12 protein-coding genes are annotated in these 13,085 nt (G+C 60.1%); 7 read left to right on the top strand and 5 right to left on the bottom strand.

Annotated features, from left to right (window positions below):
• A complete protein-coding gene (locus GOW09_RS17410) occupies window positions 1-1,620 on the top strand; it encodes a hypothetical protein (protein WP_171119800.1) in 1,620 nt (539 codons plus the stop codon).
• A gap of 7 nt (window positions 1,621-1,627) precedes the next feature.
• On the opposite strand, the gene GOW09_RS17405 is transcribed toward GOW09_RS17410, so the two are convergent.
• From GOW09_RS17405 to GOW09_RS17385, 5 genes are read right to left on the bottom strand one after another with little or no spacing between them, the layout of a single operon-like run.
• Complete coding sequence (locus tag GOW09_RS17405) at window positions 1,628-2,011, bottom strand: carboxymuconolactone decarboxylase family protein (RefSeq protein WP_171119799.1); 384 nt, start codon at window positions 2,009-2,011, stop codon at window positions 1,628-1,630.
• A 17-nt stretch (window positions 2,012-2,028) separates the two neighbouring features.
• Window positions 2,029-2,769, bottom strand: a complete 741-nt coding sequence (locus tag GOW09_RS17400; protein WP_171119834.1) for a sulfotransferase family protein — start codon at window positions 2,767-2,769, stop codon at window positions 2,029-2,031.
• A gap of 2 nt (window positions 2,770-2,771) precedes the next feature.
• Window positions 2,772-3,608, bottom strand: a complete 837-nt coding sequence (locus GOW09_RS17395) for a hypothetical protein (protein WP_152456720.1) — start codon at window positions 3,606-3,608, stop codon at window positions 2,772-2,774.
• Between the two features lie 19 nt (window positions 3,609-3,627).
• Complete coding sequence (locus GOW09_RS17390) at window positions 3,628-4,716, bottom strand: aromatic ring-hydroxylating dioxygenase subunit alpha (RefSeq protein ID WP_171119798.1); 1,089 nt, start codon at window positions 4,714-4,716, stop codon at window positions 3,628-3,630.
• Window positions 4,713-5,600: a MurR/RpiR family transcriptional regulator gene (locus GOW09_RS17385; RefSeq protein WP_170346254.1), complete on the bottom strand. Its 888-nt coding sequence runs from the start codon at window positions 5,598-5,600 to the stop codon at window positions 4,713-4,715. Before GOW09_RS17385 ends, GOW09_RS17390 begins: the two co-directional genes overlap by 4 nt.
• Before the next feature lie 68 nt (window positions 5,601-5,668).
• Here GOW09_RS17385 and GOW09_RS17380 point away from each other — a divergent pair, with 68 nt between their 5' ends.
• From GOW09_RS17380 to GOW09_RS17355, 6 genes are read left to right on the top strand one after another with little or no spacing between them, the layout of a single operon-like run.
• The gene (locus tag GOW09_RS17380) at window positions 5,669-8,122 is read left to right on the top strand and encodes an FAD-dependent oxidoreductase (RefSeq protein ID WP_171119797.1); all 2,454 of its coding nucleotides are present in this window, start codon (window positions 5,669-5,671) and stop codon (window positions 8,120-8,122) included.
• Window positions 8,122-9,204 (top strand): alcohol dehydrogenase family protein, encoded by a 1,083-nt coding sequence (locus GOW09_RS17375; protein ID WP_253284277.1) that lies wholly within the window; start codon window positions 8,122-8,124, stop codon window positions 9,202-9,204. Before GOW09_RS17380 ends, GOW09_RS17375 begins: the two co-directional genes overlap by 1 nt.
• The gene (locus GOW09_RS17370; protein WP_171119796.1) at window positions 9,201-9,779 is read left to right on the top strand and encodes a dimethylsulfonioproprionate lyase family protein; all 579 of its coding nucleotides are present in this window, start codon (window positions 9,201-9,203) and stop codon (window positions 9,777-9,779) included. The genes GOW09_RS17375 and GOW09_RS17370 overlap by 4 nt, the downstream gene beginning before the upstream one ends.
• On the top strand, window positions 9,776-10,882 hold the full coding sequence (locus tag GOW09_RS17365; protein ID WP_171119795.1) for a mandelate racemase/muconate lactonizing enzyme family protein: 1,107 nt from the start codon (window positions 9,776-9,778) through the stop codon (window positions 10,880-10,882). The genes GOW09_RS17370 and GOW09_RS17365 overlap by 4 nt, the downstream gene beginning before the upstream one ends.
• On the top strand, window positions 10,879-11,985 hold the full coding sequence (locus GOW09_RS17360) for a mandelate racemase/muconate lactonizing enzyme family protein (RefSeq protein ID WP_171119794.1): 1,107 nt from the start codon (window positions 10,879-10,881) through the stop codon (window positions 11,983-11,985). The genes GOW09_RS17365 and GOW09_RS17360 overlap by 4 nt, the downstream gene beginning before the upstream one ends.
• On the top strand, window positions 11,982-13,085 hold the full coding sequence (locus tag GOW09_RS17355; protein WP_171119793.1) for a mandelate racemase/muconate lactonizing enzyme family protein: 1,104 nt from the start codon (window positions 11,982-11,984) through the stop codon (window positions 13,083-13,085). The genes GOW09_RS17360 and GOW09_RS17355 overlap by 4 nt, the downstream gene beginning before the upstream one ends.

Raw genomic sequence — 13,085 nt, 5'->3', positions numbered from 1 at the left:
GTGACTGAGGCAAAAACCAAGGTTTTTTTGACCGGACCGTTTCAGATTATCCGTGACGACGGTCAGGATGTGACGCCTCGGGGCACCAAAGCGAAAGCTCTTCTTGCTTTGGTGCTTCTGTCGAAAAATGCGATACGCAGCAGGGCTTGGTTGCAGGACAAGCTCTGGAGCGAGAGTTCGCCCGCACAAGGCGCGGCGTCGCTGCGCAAAGAGCTGAGTGTTCTCAGCAAGCACTTTTCCAAGCACAAACTTGATATTCTTGAAATCACCCGTGAAACGGTGTCGGTCAATCTGGCAGCAGTCGAGGTTGATCTGTTTGACGAGCAGCTCAGTCCCGATCGGGCTGAATTGCTGGAAGGGTTGGACGTTGCCGACCCCGAGTTCGAGGCATGGCTGACGGTTGAACGGCAGGCCTATTGGGACATCGATACAGACTCAGACGGGCCGGTTCTGGCGGGCCGCGGTTTGCCGGTGCATTGGGGGCGCTTGCGTCCAGCGGTTGTGGTTGAGCCTTTTGAAGTTGTCGGGGAAACGCCGGATATCAGCATCGCTGCCTCCTCCATACGAGACGAACTTATGTTTCTTCTGGGCACAATGTCCGACGTGATCGAACTGCGTGACGCGCGCAGGCAGGAAGGCCCGGTTGAAGGTTATGTTCTCAGCGGCAGCGTGGTTGGCGCGGAAGGCTTGCGGGTGGCCGCTCAATTGACGTCAACCGCGGATCAGGTGTGCCTTTGGACACAGCGGTTCCGCTTTCGTGCGAAGGAAACATTCGACGCGGTCGAAGAAATCGCCATGAAGGTCGTCGAAGCGCTCCAACTGCGATTGCGTGACGGGTATTGGTCAGAAATCTGGTCAGGCCGTGCCACTTCGACCGAGGCCTGGTCTGCATTCCAGAAAGCGCGCATATTGGAAAGTCAGGCAACGGAAGACGGGTTGCAGGATGCCATCCGTCAATACCGCGCCTGTCTCGAGTTTGACCCCGGATACCTGCCGGCCCGTGTGGCGATCGGTTTCTGTCATTTGGACATGATCCGCCTGGGCATGGATGCAAACCCGGCCGAGACGCTGGCAATGGTAGAGGCCGAATGCAAAAAGCTGCGCGATCTGAACCCGACTGACCCGTATTGCTCGGCTCTCCATGCTTTTACCCACAGTGTTGCCGGCAACACGTCAGAGGCTTGCAGCTTGATGCTTGCCGTCGTGGAACGTTTCAGTGGAAGCCCGGAATTGTTGGGATATTACGGCATCCTGTTGGTGTATGATGACCGGGCCGAAGAAGGCGTTTCGGTCTGCAAGAAAGCGTTGGCGTTGACGCCGCATCCGCCCATTTGGATCGAAGCAAATCTGGCAATTGCAATGATGATGACCGGGGACAAGGCCGCGTGGCAGCATGCCCATAACGTGTTGCGGGTTGACCCCGGACGCGTTCGTCCCAGGGTCGTGCTGTGCATGCTGTCCGCCGCTGCCGGGAACCATTCCCTGGCGCGTCGACATGCCCGGCAGATTCTGGAATTGCAGCCGGGCTTTACGGCCGAACGCTGGGCCTGGCCCGGCTGTTTCAAGAACAGGCAACACTACGAAAAAGGCGTGCGGCTGTTGTCGGCGGCCGGTTTGTGACGGGTCGTCAGGTTTCTTCCAGCACCTTGCGGGCCACGCGAAAACACTCCAACGCCTGAGGAACACCGCAATAAATCCCGACCACGTGGATGATGGCGCGGATTTCATCCTTTGAAACCCCGTTGTTGATCGCGCCCCGGCAGTGGATTTCCCATTCATGCATCTTGCCCAGCGCACCGATCATCGACAGGTTCATCATCGACCGGGTCTTGGCGTCGATCACGTCGTCGCCCCACCCAAACCCCCAGCACCAGGCCGTCATGGCTTCTTGAAACGGGCGGGTGAAGTCGTCGGCGGCAGCAAGGTTTTTTTCCACATACTCTGCGCCCAGCGTGTTCTTCCTTTGCTCGAGCCCTTTCAGAAACAGGTCTTCGTCGAAAATGTCGGCCATTGCGGGTCTCCGGTGTGTCAGTGTGTCAGGCGGTGTCTGTAAAGGTGATCGTAATGCGGTTTCATCCTGCGGTGCACCTGTTTCACGCGGTCTGGCGCGTCCGCGATGTCGATATGCGTGCGGGTCTGCGGGGCAAGCCCGGTCGATTTCGCCAGGTTGCCGTGGAACGACCCGCCGTCCCACCAACTATGGGCGGACGGATCACCGCCCGGTTCCCATGTCAGCGCTTCTTGGATGAATGGGATTCCCACCGCGTCACAGAAGGCCCGGGTCATGCCGTGTGGGTCTTCCAGCAGGTCATCGCTGTCAATGACCGGCGGCGGAGTTCCGTTCAACGCCGTCAACAGATCGAATAGCGCGCGCTGTTCGGGAAAGCCAACCTCGCCTTCGGCAAAGTCCGGCCATTGTTTGTACATCGAAGTGATGGTCTTGGCCGGGTCCCGGATCAGGAAGGCGTGGGTGAAATGCGACAGAAACTCGGCATCCCACATGTGGTTGATGTAATGCGGAAAATCCTTGAGAAAGACCGGCCCCCGTTTCGCCCGCTGCTGAATGTCCAGCCACACGCTGTCTAGTGTCAGGCCCGGCGTTGTCACATCACCCGGTTGGAACCGATGCCAAAGCGGGTCTTCACCCTGATACCACGCCTCGCCAAAGGGCTCGTGCAGGCAGTCGAGATCACCGCGTTGCCGCATCATCCACTCGAATGCGGTTGACGTGGATCTGGGCACGGCCCAGAGCGCGAGGATTTTGTGCATGGTCATGGCCTCTCGAACAACTCAAGACGTTTCAGCAATTGCCCGTGCGGTTTGTCGGGTGCGATACCGAGGGATTTGAAGATGCGCCAGTAAAGCGCGATGTCGTGGCCGATCACCGGTTTGCCCAGCGCGTCTTCTAGCGTATCGGCCAGATGCAGCGGGCGCTGGGGCAAGCCACCGGGTCCGGTGCGGAAATTGCACATGCCATTGATCAGGATCGCTTCGGCCTGAGGTGCCTTGTCGGCCACATATTCAAAGCTTTTCAGTGCCAGATCGCCGTCAAAGACCCAGCGACAGGAATTGACTTCTTCCTGACTGTCGAACCAGCCCTGATCGTGGAAATTCCCGGCCCAGACCACATCAAACCCGGCTTCTTTCAAGAAACCGACCGTGCCCTGCCACCATTCCGGCCAATGATAGGCGGCGTTCAGGGCAACCTTTTCGACATTCAGGTCACGCAATGCCTCGACCATGGCATATCCTGCCATGTGAAAGCGGGTTTCATATTTGTCTGACAGGTCTTCGCAGTGTTGCCGAACGCCTTCCACGCCCAGCCCGCAGGCATGGACCCAATTCGAACCGACCTGACCGCAGACATCCACACCGTTGCGGGACATGCAGTGCACGAAGTCTTCGAGCATGCCAAAGTTCTTTCTCCGCTGATCCAACCCGTGCACATAATCCGGCACATGCAGCATCCACCCGTGAACGCCCACCGTTTCGGGGCACATGCGCAGGAAATCCGAGGGCGCGGCGTCAAAATCGAACGGCGGGCAGGTGAACCCGACCTGATGGCGGAACAGTTTGTGTTCCGGGCGCCAGACTTCAGGCATCAGCATCAGCGTGCAACCTCGGCCACTAATCCACAGCCTCGCGCATCCATTGCTGAAGCCGCGCGATGGAATGTTCCGACATCACCCCACAGCCCGGATCCAGAACAAGCGGTCCGGGGCGATAGCCCCGCGACTTGAGCCCGCGATGAACGGATTCCACAAGGCGGATGTCTTCCTCAACCGTCGTTTCACGGTCCTGGACCGCCAATTGCCGGATGACCGCACTGTCCGAGCCTCCCTCGGTGTACCAGCCGCGCCAGACGGTGCAGTGATCGGCATCAACCGCGCGCCAGTGATAGGTGTTCAGCACATTGCCGGGGTAACACTGGAACGAGAACATCGGCCACAGGAACCACGATTGGTAATCGCCTGCGTGCGGTACCGACAGGTCGATGGGGTAGGTCATCTTGTCGAGGCTCTGGCATTCCGTCGTGTGACGCAGGACGTAGCCGCCGCCCGCGTCGGGCTGAATGTCATAGGTCTCGGGCTTGACCACACCTTCGGCAAAGGTCGGGTGGTTGGTCGGGCAGTGATAGCATTCCGAGTAGTTCTCGACACTGACCTTCCAGTTGCAGTTTTCGGGGATCTCCACCCATTCCAGCGGTTCCAGATCGTCGATATGCGGAACGAATGCGCGGATTTCCTCGCGCACGCCGGGGTACCATTCATCCATCGGCGCGGCGTCGTCATCGAGGTTGACGAAAATGAAACCGTTGAACACTTCGGTGCGCAACGAGGTCAGGCAGATCGCGCGGCGGTCGAACCCGGGGACGGATTTGATGTTCGGTCCGGCGCGCAATTGGCCGGACAGCTCATAAGTCCAGGCGTGGTAGGGGCAGACGACGACACGCGTGTTGCCTGCGCCGGTGACCATTTCATGGGCGCGGTGCTGGCAGACGTTATAGAAGGTGCGGATTTCGCCGTCGCGGCCGCGAATGCAGAACAGATTCTGGCCGGCGATCTCAAACGCAAAGTAATCCCCCGTTTCCCGGACCTGCGCGACATGGCCCGCAAACTGCCACGTTCGGGCCAGAAGCCCCTGCATTTCCTGCTCGAAAATCGCAGGGTCGACATAGTATCGCGCGTCCAGTGAGTGGGTCAGGGGTGCGTTCATTCGGGCTCCTCCGCGTAGAGGCCAAGTTGGTGTCTGCGTTGGTGAAACCGTTCCACCCGCTCGACGATCTCATCGCTGGACACGGCGATCACGAAGGACAGCAGAGTTTCCAGCAAGGCAATCGTCGAAACGGATGACGGGAAGAATTGCGGCGTGTCGGCGGCGACGACAAAACCGTGATGGGCGTTCAGGATCACCGGGCTGGCCGGGCTGTCGGAAATACCGATGACGGTCAGGCCCTGTTGACGAGCCAGCTTGATCGCCTCGATGACTTCGGTGCGATAGGGGTGGCAGGTGATCGCGATCAGCACGTCCTGTTCATCGGCCCAGGCCAGATCATCCACCGGGGTCGAGCCGGGGCGTGGAATCGCGTGGAACTGCTTCATCCCGGTTGACGCAAGATAGGTGAAATTGCGCGCGTTCGAGTTGTTGACGCCAACGCCCAGCGTGAAGATCTGGCGGCAGTTCCAGATATCCTCGGCGGCGGATTTCAGGCTCGTTTCATCAATTCCAGCGAAGGTGTCTTCAATATTGCGGATCGCCGCACCCACCATATCGGCATAAAGCCCACCCAGCTCACCTGACTTGCCGATCTCTTGCAGCCAACGGGCGCGGTCGGGAAACGACACGTTGCCCCGTCGAATCGCTTCGCGGAACGGGGCCCGGAAATCTTCGTACCCTTCGAAGCCCACCTGCCGGGCCATACGCACGAAAGTATTGGGTTTGACCTTGGCCGCCTCGGCAATCTCGCGCACGGTCGAGACCCCAACATCCGTTGGGTTCTCCAACACGTAGCGCGCGGCTTTCTGTGCCTCGGGGGTGAGGGCGTCCCATTCCCGGCTCAGGCGGTCGAGGACGGTTGATGATACATTTGTGTCATTCATGATTGACGATGGTACATTTGTGGAATTAGCCTGTCGAGCAGAAACGCGACTCGGGAAGAGGAAAAATCATGTCCGAGAAGAATCTGCCGTCACATGCCCGCGTGGTCATCGTGGGCGGAGGTGTCATGGGGGTCGGTCTGGCCTATCATCTGGCGCATGAAGGGTGGGGCGCTGACACCGTCCTGCTGGAAAAGGCCGAGCTGACCAGCGGCAGCACCTGGCATGCAGCAGGGCAGATCACGCATTCGACGTCCAGCTTTGGGCTGGGGAAATGCGTGGATTACAACATTGGCCTGTACTCTGGTCAGTTGGAGGCCGAAACCGGCCAGCCCGTCACATGGCATGGCTGCGGTTCGTTCCGTCTGGCCTATACCGAGGATGAGATGGACTGGTTGCGTCACACCTTGTCGGTTGGTCGGTCGCTGGGCTTCAATATCGAGCTTGTCGGCCCCGAAAAGGTGGCTGAACTGCATCCGTTCTACAATCTCGAAGGCGTTCTGGGCGCGCTGCATACGCCGGATGACGGGCATGTGGACCCGACCAATGTGACCATGGCCATGGCCGCTGGAGCACGGCAAAAAGGTGTTCGCATCTTTCGCAGCTGCCGCGCCACCAACATCACGCAAGCCGAGAATGGCGAATGGGTGGTTGAGACCGAGCAAGGCACCATCACCTGCGAGCATGTGGTGAATGCAGGCGGCACCTATGCAAGGCAAATGGGCGAGTGGTCGGGGCTGCAACTGCCGATGACCTCGATGACGCACCATTACTTCGTGACCGAACCGGTGCCTGAATTCCAGAACCTGGACACCGAACTGCCGGTGATCCGTGATGACCGCAAGGTCTCGGGCTATATCCGGATGGAGCAGCAGCGCGGTCTGATCGGGATTTACGAAAAAGAGAACCCGAACTCGGTCTGGCATGACCACTGCCCGTGGGAATACGAAAACTGGTTGTTCGACGCGGATTACGACCGGGTGATGCCGTGGCTTGAGGAAAGCCTGAACCGGATGCCGATCTTTGCCGAACTGGGCATTCAGCGCGACGTGCACGGGGCGATCTCGCACCCGCCGGATGGCAACCCTTTGATCGGACCAGCGCCGGGGGTTCGGAACTATTGGTGCTGCTGCGGGACGCAGATCGGCATCGGCTGGGGGCCGGGTCTGACCCGCGAACTGGCGCGCTGGATGGTGCATGGCGCAGCTGACATCTCGATGCGCGAATACGACCCGCGCCGGTTCGGCAGCTATGCCACCAAGGACTGGCAGGTGATCAAGGCCGAGGAAGATTACTGCTTGCGCCACGAAATTCCCTTCCCGCATTTCAACCGTTTGGAGGGGCGACCCATCAAGCCGTCGCCGCTGCATGAGCTGCTGCAATCCAAGGGCGCGGTGCATGAAGAAGTGTATGGTTTCGAACGCCCCCGCTGGTTTGCGCGGGAAGGTGTGGAACAGCGCGATCACTACTCCTTCCGCCGCACCCCCGCCGACGACATGGTCGCGGCCGAGGTCAAGGCGGTGCGCGAGAGCGTCGGCATCATGGACGTCACCGCCTTCACCAAGGTCGAGGTTTCGGGACCGGGGGCCTATGCCCTGCTTGACCGGCTGACCGCCAACCGGATGCCGCAAAAGGTAGGCTCGATCACGCTGACCCACATGCTGAACAGGCGTGGCCGGATCGAGTTGGAGACGACTATCGTGCGTATTGCCGAGGACCGCTTTTATCTGGTCTGCGCCGCATTCTTCGAACAGCGCTTGCTGGATCATCTGGCGCAGCAGCGCGCGGATGAGGATGTGCAGATCACCGCTCTGTCCTCTGACTGGTCTGCCCTGGCCCTGAACGGCCCCCGCTCGCGCGACGTGCTGGCGCGCTGCACCGATGCCGATCTGACCAATGCCGGGTTCCGCTGGCTTTCCGCGCAGGAAATCACCATCGCCGGTCACAAGGTCTGGGCCTTCCGCATGTCCTATGCCGGGGAACTGGGCTGGGAGCTGCACATGCCCAACGCCGCCTGCCTCGACGTCTACAACGCGCTTTGGGCGGCAGGTGAGGCGTATGGCATCACCGACTACGGCAGCTTTGCCATGAACGTGATGCGAATGGAGAAGGGCTTCAAAGGCGCGGGCGAGTTGACCAACGAGGTCACTCTGGCCGAGGCCGACGTGCTGCGTTTTGCGCGCACCGACAAGGATTATCTGGGCAAGGACAAGGCGCTCAACACCGATCTGCCCTGGATCTGTGCCTATCTTTCAATTGAACCGGATGGAGAGATTGATGGGCATGGCGGAGAGGCGGTTCTGCTGGACGGGCGCGTCGTCGGGTCCACGGCGTCGGTCGCTTATGGCCACACCGTCGGCAAGATTCTGGCTTTTGCATACCTCAAGCCCGAAGCGGCCAAGGCCGGGACACAGCTGGAGGTCGTGATCCATGGCCAACCCCGTGCCGCCCGTGTTCTGGACAAACCTGCTTACGACCCCGACAGTTTGCTGCCCCGCAGTGACGCCATACTGGAGACCGCTTGATGAGCCTGCCCGATACGATGAGAGCCATGGTCACAATGGGCCATGGTGGTCTGGAACAGATGGTGATGCAGGAAGACTGGCCGCGCCCCGAACCCGCGGCCGGTGAAGTTCTGATCAGGGTCGCAGCCTGCGGCCTGAACAATACCGACGTCAATACGCGGTCCGGCTGGTATTCCAAGACCGTAACGGATGCGACCACCGGTGGCGCATTCGAGGAAGTCGGTGAAGAAGACCCGACATGGGGCGGCAACCCGATCACCTTCCCGCGCATTCAGGGCGCAGATGTCTGCGGCCGTATCGTTGCCGTTGGCGGGGGCGTGGACAGCGCTCGTATCGGCGAGCGTGTCATCACGGATGGCTGGCTGCGAGATCCGGCTGATCCCGGCAACATGAACAAGACAGGGTATTTTGGTTCGGAACGCGATGGCGGGTTCGCCGAATATACCACGACTCTGGCGGTCAATGCGGTGCCGATCACTTCGGAACTGTCGGATGCCGAACTGGCCACATTCTCCTGTTCCTATTCTACCGCCGAAGGGATGCTGTCCCGTGCCAACGTGACGGAAAAAGACACCGTTCTTGTGCCCGGTGCCTCTGGCGGGGTGGGTGGTGCTTTGGTTCAATTGGCCAAACGCCGTGGCGCGCGTGTGATTGCGATGGCATCCGAATCCAAACACGCCGACGTCGCCGATCTTGGCCCTGATGTGATATTGCCCCGCACACCTGAAGATCTGCGGTCGGCGCTGGGCGACGAGAAGATCACCGTGGTCGCCGATGTGGTCGGTGGCCCTTACTGGCCGAACCTGATCGACGTACTGGAGCGCGGCGGGCGCTACACCTGTTCGGGGGCCATTGCAGGTCCGATGGTCGAACTTGACCTGCGGACGTTCTATCTGCGCGATCTGACCTTCACCGGTTCGACCGTGATCGGACCCGAGGTCATGAAGAACCTCGTGGCATATATTGAAGCCGGCGAAATCAAGCCGGCTCTGGCCGCAACCTATCCTTTGGAGGAGTTGCGGGACGCGCAAGCGGCGTTCATCGCCAAACAGCATACCGGCAATATCGTGGTGGTGCCATGACGCTGGATGATGTTCTCGAGGCGGCCCGCCAATTGCATCAGGCGCATCCTGACCTTGCCGGGTTTGCATCATGGCCGGACGATCTGACACCGACGGGTTTGCAGCCTGCTCACATACCGGCGACCGATCTGGTGGGCGATTTTGGCCTTGATGGCGTGGCGCCAACCCGTGATCTGGTCGCGGCGATCAAGGCCAGCGCGCATCTGGCGCAATGGAAACACACATACACCGAAGAGGAAGTCGGTGCGGATTTCCTGAATCGGTACGGGTATTACGAACTGTTCGGACCGACCGGGCATTTCCACTCGACCCAATTGCGTGGCTACGTGGGATATTGGGGCGCGGGTCTGGACTATGACTGGCACAGCCATCAGGCGGAAGAGCTGTATCTGACCCTTGCGGGCGGAGCAGTTTTTAGAAGCGACGAGGATGAAACCTTCGTCGGCCCGAACCAGACACGACAGCACAAAAGCTGGCAAAGCCACGCCATGATAACGACGGACCAACCGATCCTGACCTTTGTCCTGTGGCGAGGCGAAGGGATGGGCGACCTGCCCAGAATGGACGCCGCATGAAAATCACCCGCATCCGAATTTACCAGACCGGGCTTCCCTATGTCGGCGGCACCTATGCCTGGGGTGCGGGAAACGCAATTGAAACGGCCATCGCATCGGTGGTGGTAATCGACACTGACGCGGGTTTGCAGGGCTGCGGTGAGTTCACGCCCTGTGGCGAAAACTACATGGTGGCCCATTCCGAAGGTGTGACTGCGCTGGCGCGTCTTGTCGCCGGCAAACTGCTGGGCGAGGATCCGCGTCAGGTGGGGCGGATCGAGCACCTGATGGACCATCTGGTACAGGGGCATGGCTATGCCAAGGCTCCGTTCGATGCGGCATGCTGGGATATCCTGGGTCAGGCGTGTGATCAGCCGGTCTGGATGCTGTTGGGCGGCAAGCTGACGGATGGCGCGCCAATGTACCGGGTCGCTCCGCAGAAAGCGGTCGAGGAAACCGTGGCCGAGATGGACCGGTGCCGGGAACAGGGTTATCGGCAGTTTCAGATCAAAGTGGGCAGCGACTGGGCCAGTGACATTGACCGGATACGCACCACTGTACCGTTGCTGAAACCCGGCGAGAAAGCCATGGCCGATGCCAATCAGGGCTGGCGCGTGGACGATGCGATCCGCGTTGCACGCGAGACCCGGGATCTGGATTTCATTCTCGAACAACCTTGCCGCACGTATGAGGAATGCCAGCAAGTGCGCCGGATTGCCGAGCAGCCATTGAAGCTGGATGAATGCGTGACCGGGATCCATATGGCCCAGCGTATCGTCGCAGACCGGGGGGCAGAGATTTGTTGTCTCAAGATCTCGAACCTTGGCGGAATCAGCAAAGCCCGGCGGGTACGGGATTACCTGATCGACAACCGCATCCCTGTGGTCAGCGAAGACACCTGGGGAGGAGAGATCACGTCTTCGGTTGTCGCCCATTTTGCGGCGTCGACCCCGCCTGAATACCTGCAGAACACCACGGATCTGATGAACTACAACACGCGATCTACGGGCGTCGGCGGTCCTGTCGTGAAAGACGGAAAGCTATATGCAACCAATTCGCCGGGATTGGGTGCAACCCCCGATTTTGAAAGCCTCGGCGCACCCGTGGCGGAGTATGCTTTATGAAGATTGAAACCATTACCGTTTTTCAGGTCGATTTGCCGCTCGAGCATCCCTATTGGCTTTCCGGGGGGCGCCTGAAGTTCGAAACGCTTGATGCGACGCTGGTCAGGCTCGAAACCGATACCGGTCTGGTTGGCTGGGGCGAGGGTACGCCCTGGGGGCACACCTATGTACCCGCGCACGGGCCGGGCATCCGGGCCGGGATCGAAACGATGGCCCCCTTCATCCTGGGCCTTGATCCGCGTCGCGTGCTGGACGTGGAACGGGCCATGGATCTAGCCTTGCCCGGACATCTCTATGCTAAAAGCCCCATAGACATGGCCTGCTGGGATATTGCCGGTCAGGCGGCGGGCTTGCCGATTGCCGATCTGATGGGCGGCGGATCGCGGACACCGCGCCCGATTGCGTCCTCGGTCGGGGCAAAAACCGTCGAGGAAACGCGCGAGGTCATGGAGCGGTATCGCAAGCGCGGCTATGTCGCGCATTCGGTGAAGATCGGCGGTGATGTCGAGCGGGACATTGCCCGTGTGCGGGATGTGGAAAGCATCCGGCAGCCCGGAGAGATTGTTCTGTATGATGTCAACCGTGGCTGGACGCGCCAGCAGGCCTTGCGGGTGATGAGCACCTGCGAAGACCTGAACGTGATGTTCGAGCAACCCTGCGAAACACTGGATGATATCGCGGCGATCTCGGGGCTTCATGCGTCCCCTGTGTCTGTGGACGAGTCCCTTGTGACCTTGCAGGATGCCGTCCGGATTGCCCACGATGGTCTGGCCCAGATATTCGGGATCAAGCTGAATCGCGTGGGCGGTTTGACCAAGGCCGCGCGGATGCGCGATATCGCGCTGGCCCATGGAATAGACATGTTCGTGATGGCCACCGGTGGAACGGTTCTGGCCGATACCGAGGCGCTGCATCTGGCCGCCACGATCCCGGATGACCATTGCCACGCGGTTTGGGCCTGTCAGGACATGATCACGGTTGATGTTGCAGGTGGTCAAGGGCCCCGCAACGTCGATGGCCATCTGCATCTGCCCGAAGCGCCGGGGCTGGGCGTGCATCCGGACGAAGCCGCATTGGGTGATCCAGTAGGAGAATATGCTTGAGAATTGACAAGATAACACTCTGGTCCGTCGATCTGACCAGCCATGAAACCTATCACATGGCCGGCGGCAAGACCTGCGCGACCGAGACGTCTCATATCCTGCGCCTTGAGACGGATACAGGTCTGACAGGTTGGGGTGAGGTCTGCCCGATCCCGCATTATCTGCCCGCCTATGCAAATGGAGTACCGGGGGCCATCGCTGAAATGGGGCCCGAGATTCTCGGGATTTCGCCAATTGGGGTCGACGCACCGATGCGAAAGCTGGACGGGTTTCTGCAAGGCCACAGCTACGCGAAATCGATCGTCGACATTGCGTTGTGGGATCTGTTCGGCCGCGCGGCGGGGGTGCCGGTTTACGCGTTGCTGGGCGGGCGGACTCGGGCGGATATGCCGCTTTATCATTCGATCACATGTATCGCGCCGGACGAAATGGCGCGCATCGCCAAGGCAGCCTTTCAGACGGGCATTCGGCAATTCCAGGTCAAGCTGGGTGTCGAGGGTGATTGGCAAGCCGACGCCGAGCGGCTGATCAAAGTGTGCGAAGCCGTCGGAACCGGACCGCTTGTGTATGGCGACTGGAACTGCGGCGCATCGCGCCTTCAGGCAACGCGAACCGGGCGCGCGGTGGCGCATCTGGATGTGATGCTGGAACAGCCCTGCAAAACACTGGAAGACTGCGCCGCTGTTCGTCAGTCGACGGGACTGCCCATGAAGATCGACGAAAACGCCTTTGATCTTGCATCGCTGATGCGGGCGCATGAGTTGGGATGCATGGACGCGGTGGCGCTGAAACTGTCGAAATTCGGCGGTCTTTCGGCAATGCGCCGTGCACGCGATCTGACCGTGCAGCTGGGTGCCGAGATTTGCGCGGAATGCACCTGGGGATCGGATATCGTAACCGCGGCCTCGCTGCATTTTGCGGCTTCGACCCCGCATGGATCGCTGATGAACACTTGCGACTTGTCCTCTTACGTTGCTCCGCGCCTGTGCCCTGACGCACCAAACCGTGAAAACGGCCGGATTGCACCGCCCGAAGGCCCGGGTTTAGGTGTGACACCTGACCTCGAAATTCTTGGCGCCCCGATTTTGGAGATTGATTGA

Origin of the sequence: Ruegeria sp. HKCCA5463 (assembly GCF_013034175.1) — a bacterium.
Lineage (GTDB): Bacteria > Pseudomonadota > Alphaproteobacteria > Rhodobacterales > Rhodobacteraceae > Ruegeria.
This window is presented reverse-complemented; position numbering and strand designations above follow the sequence as displayed.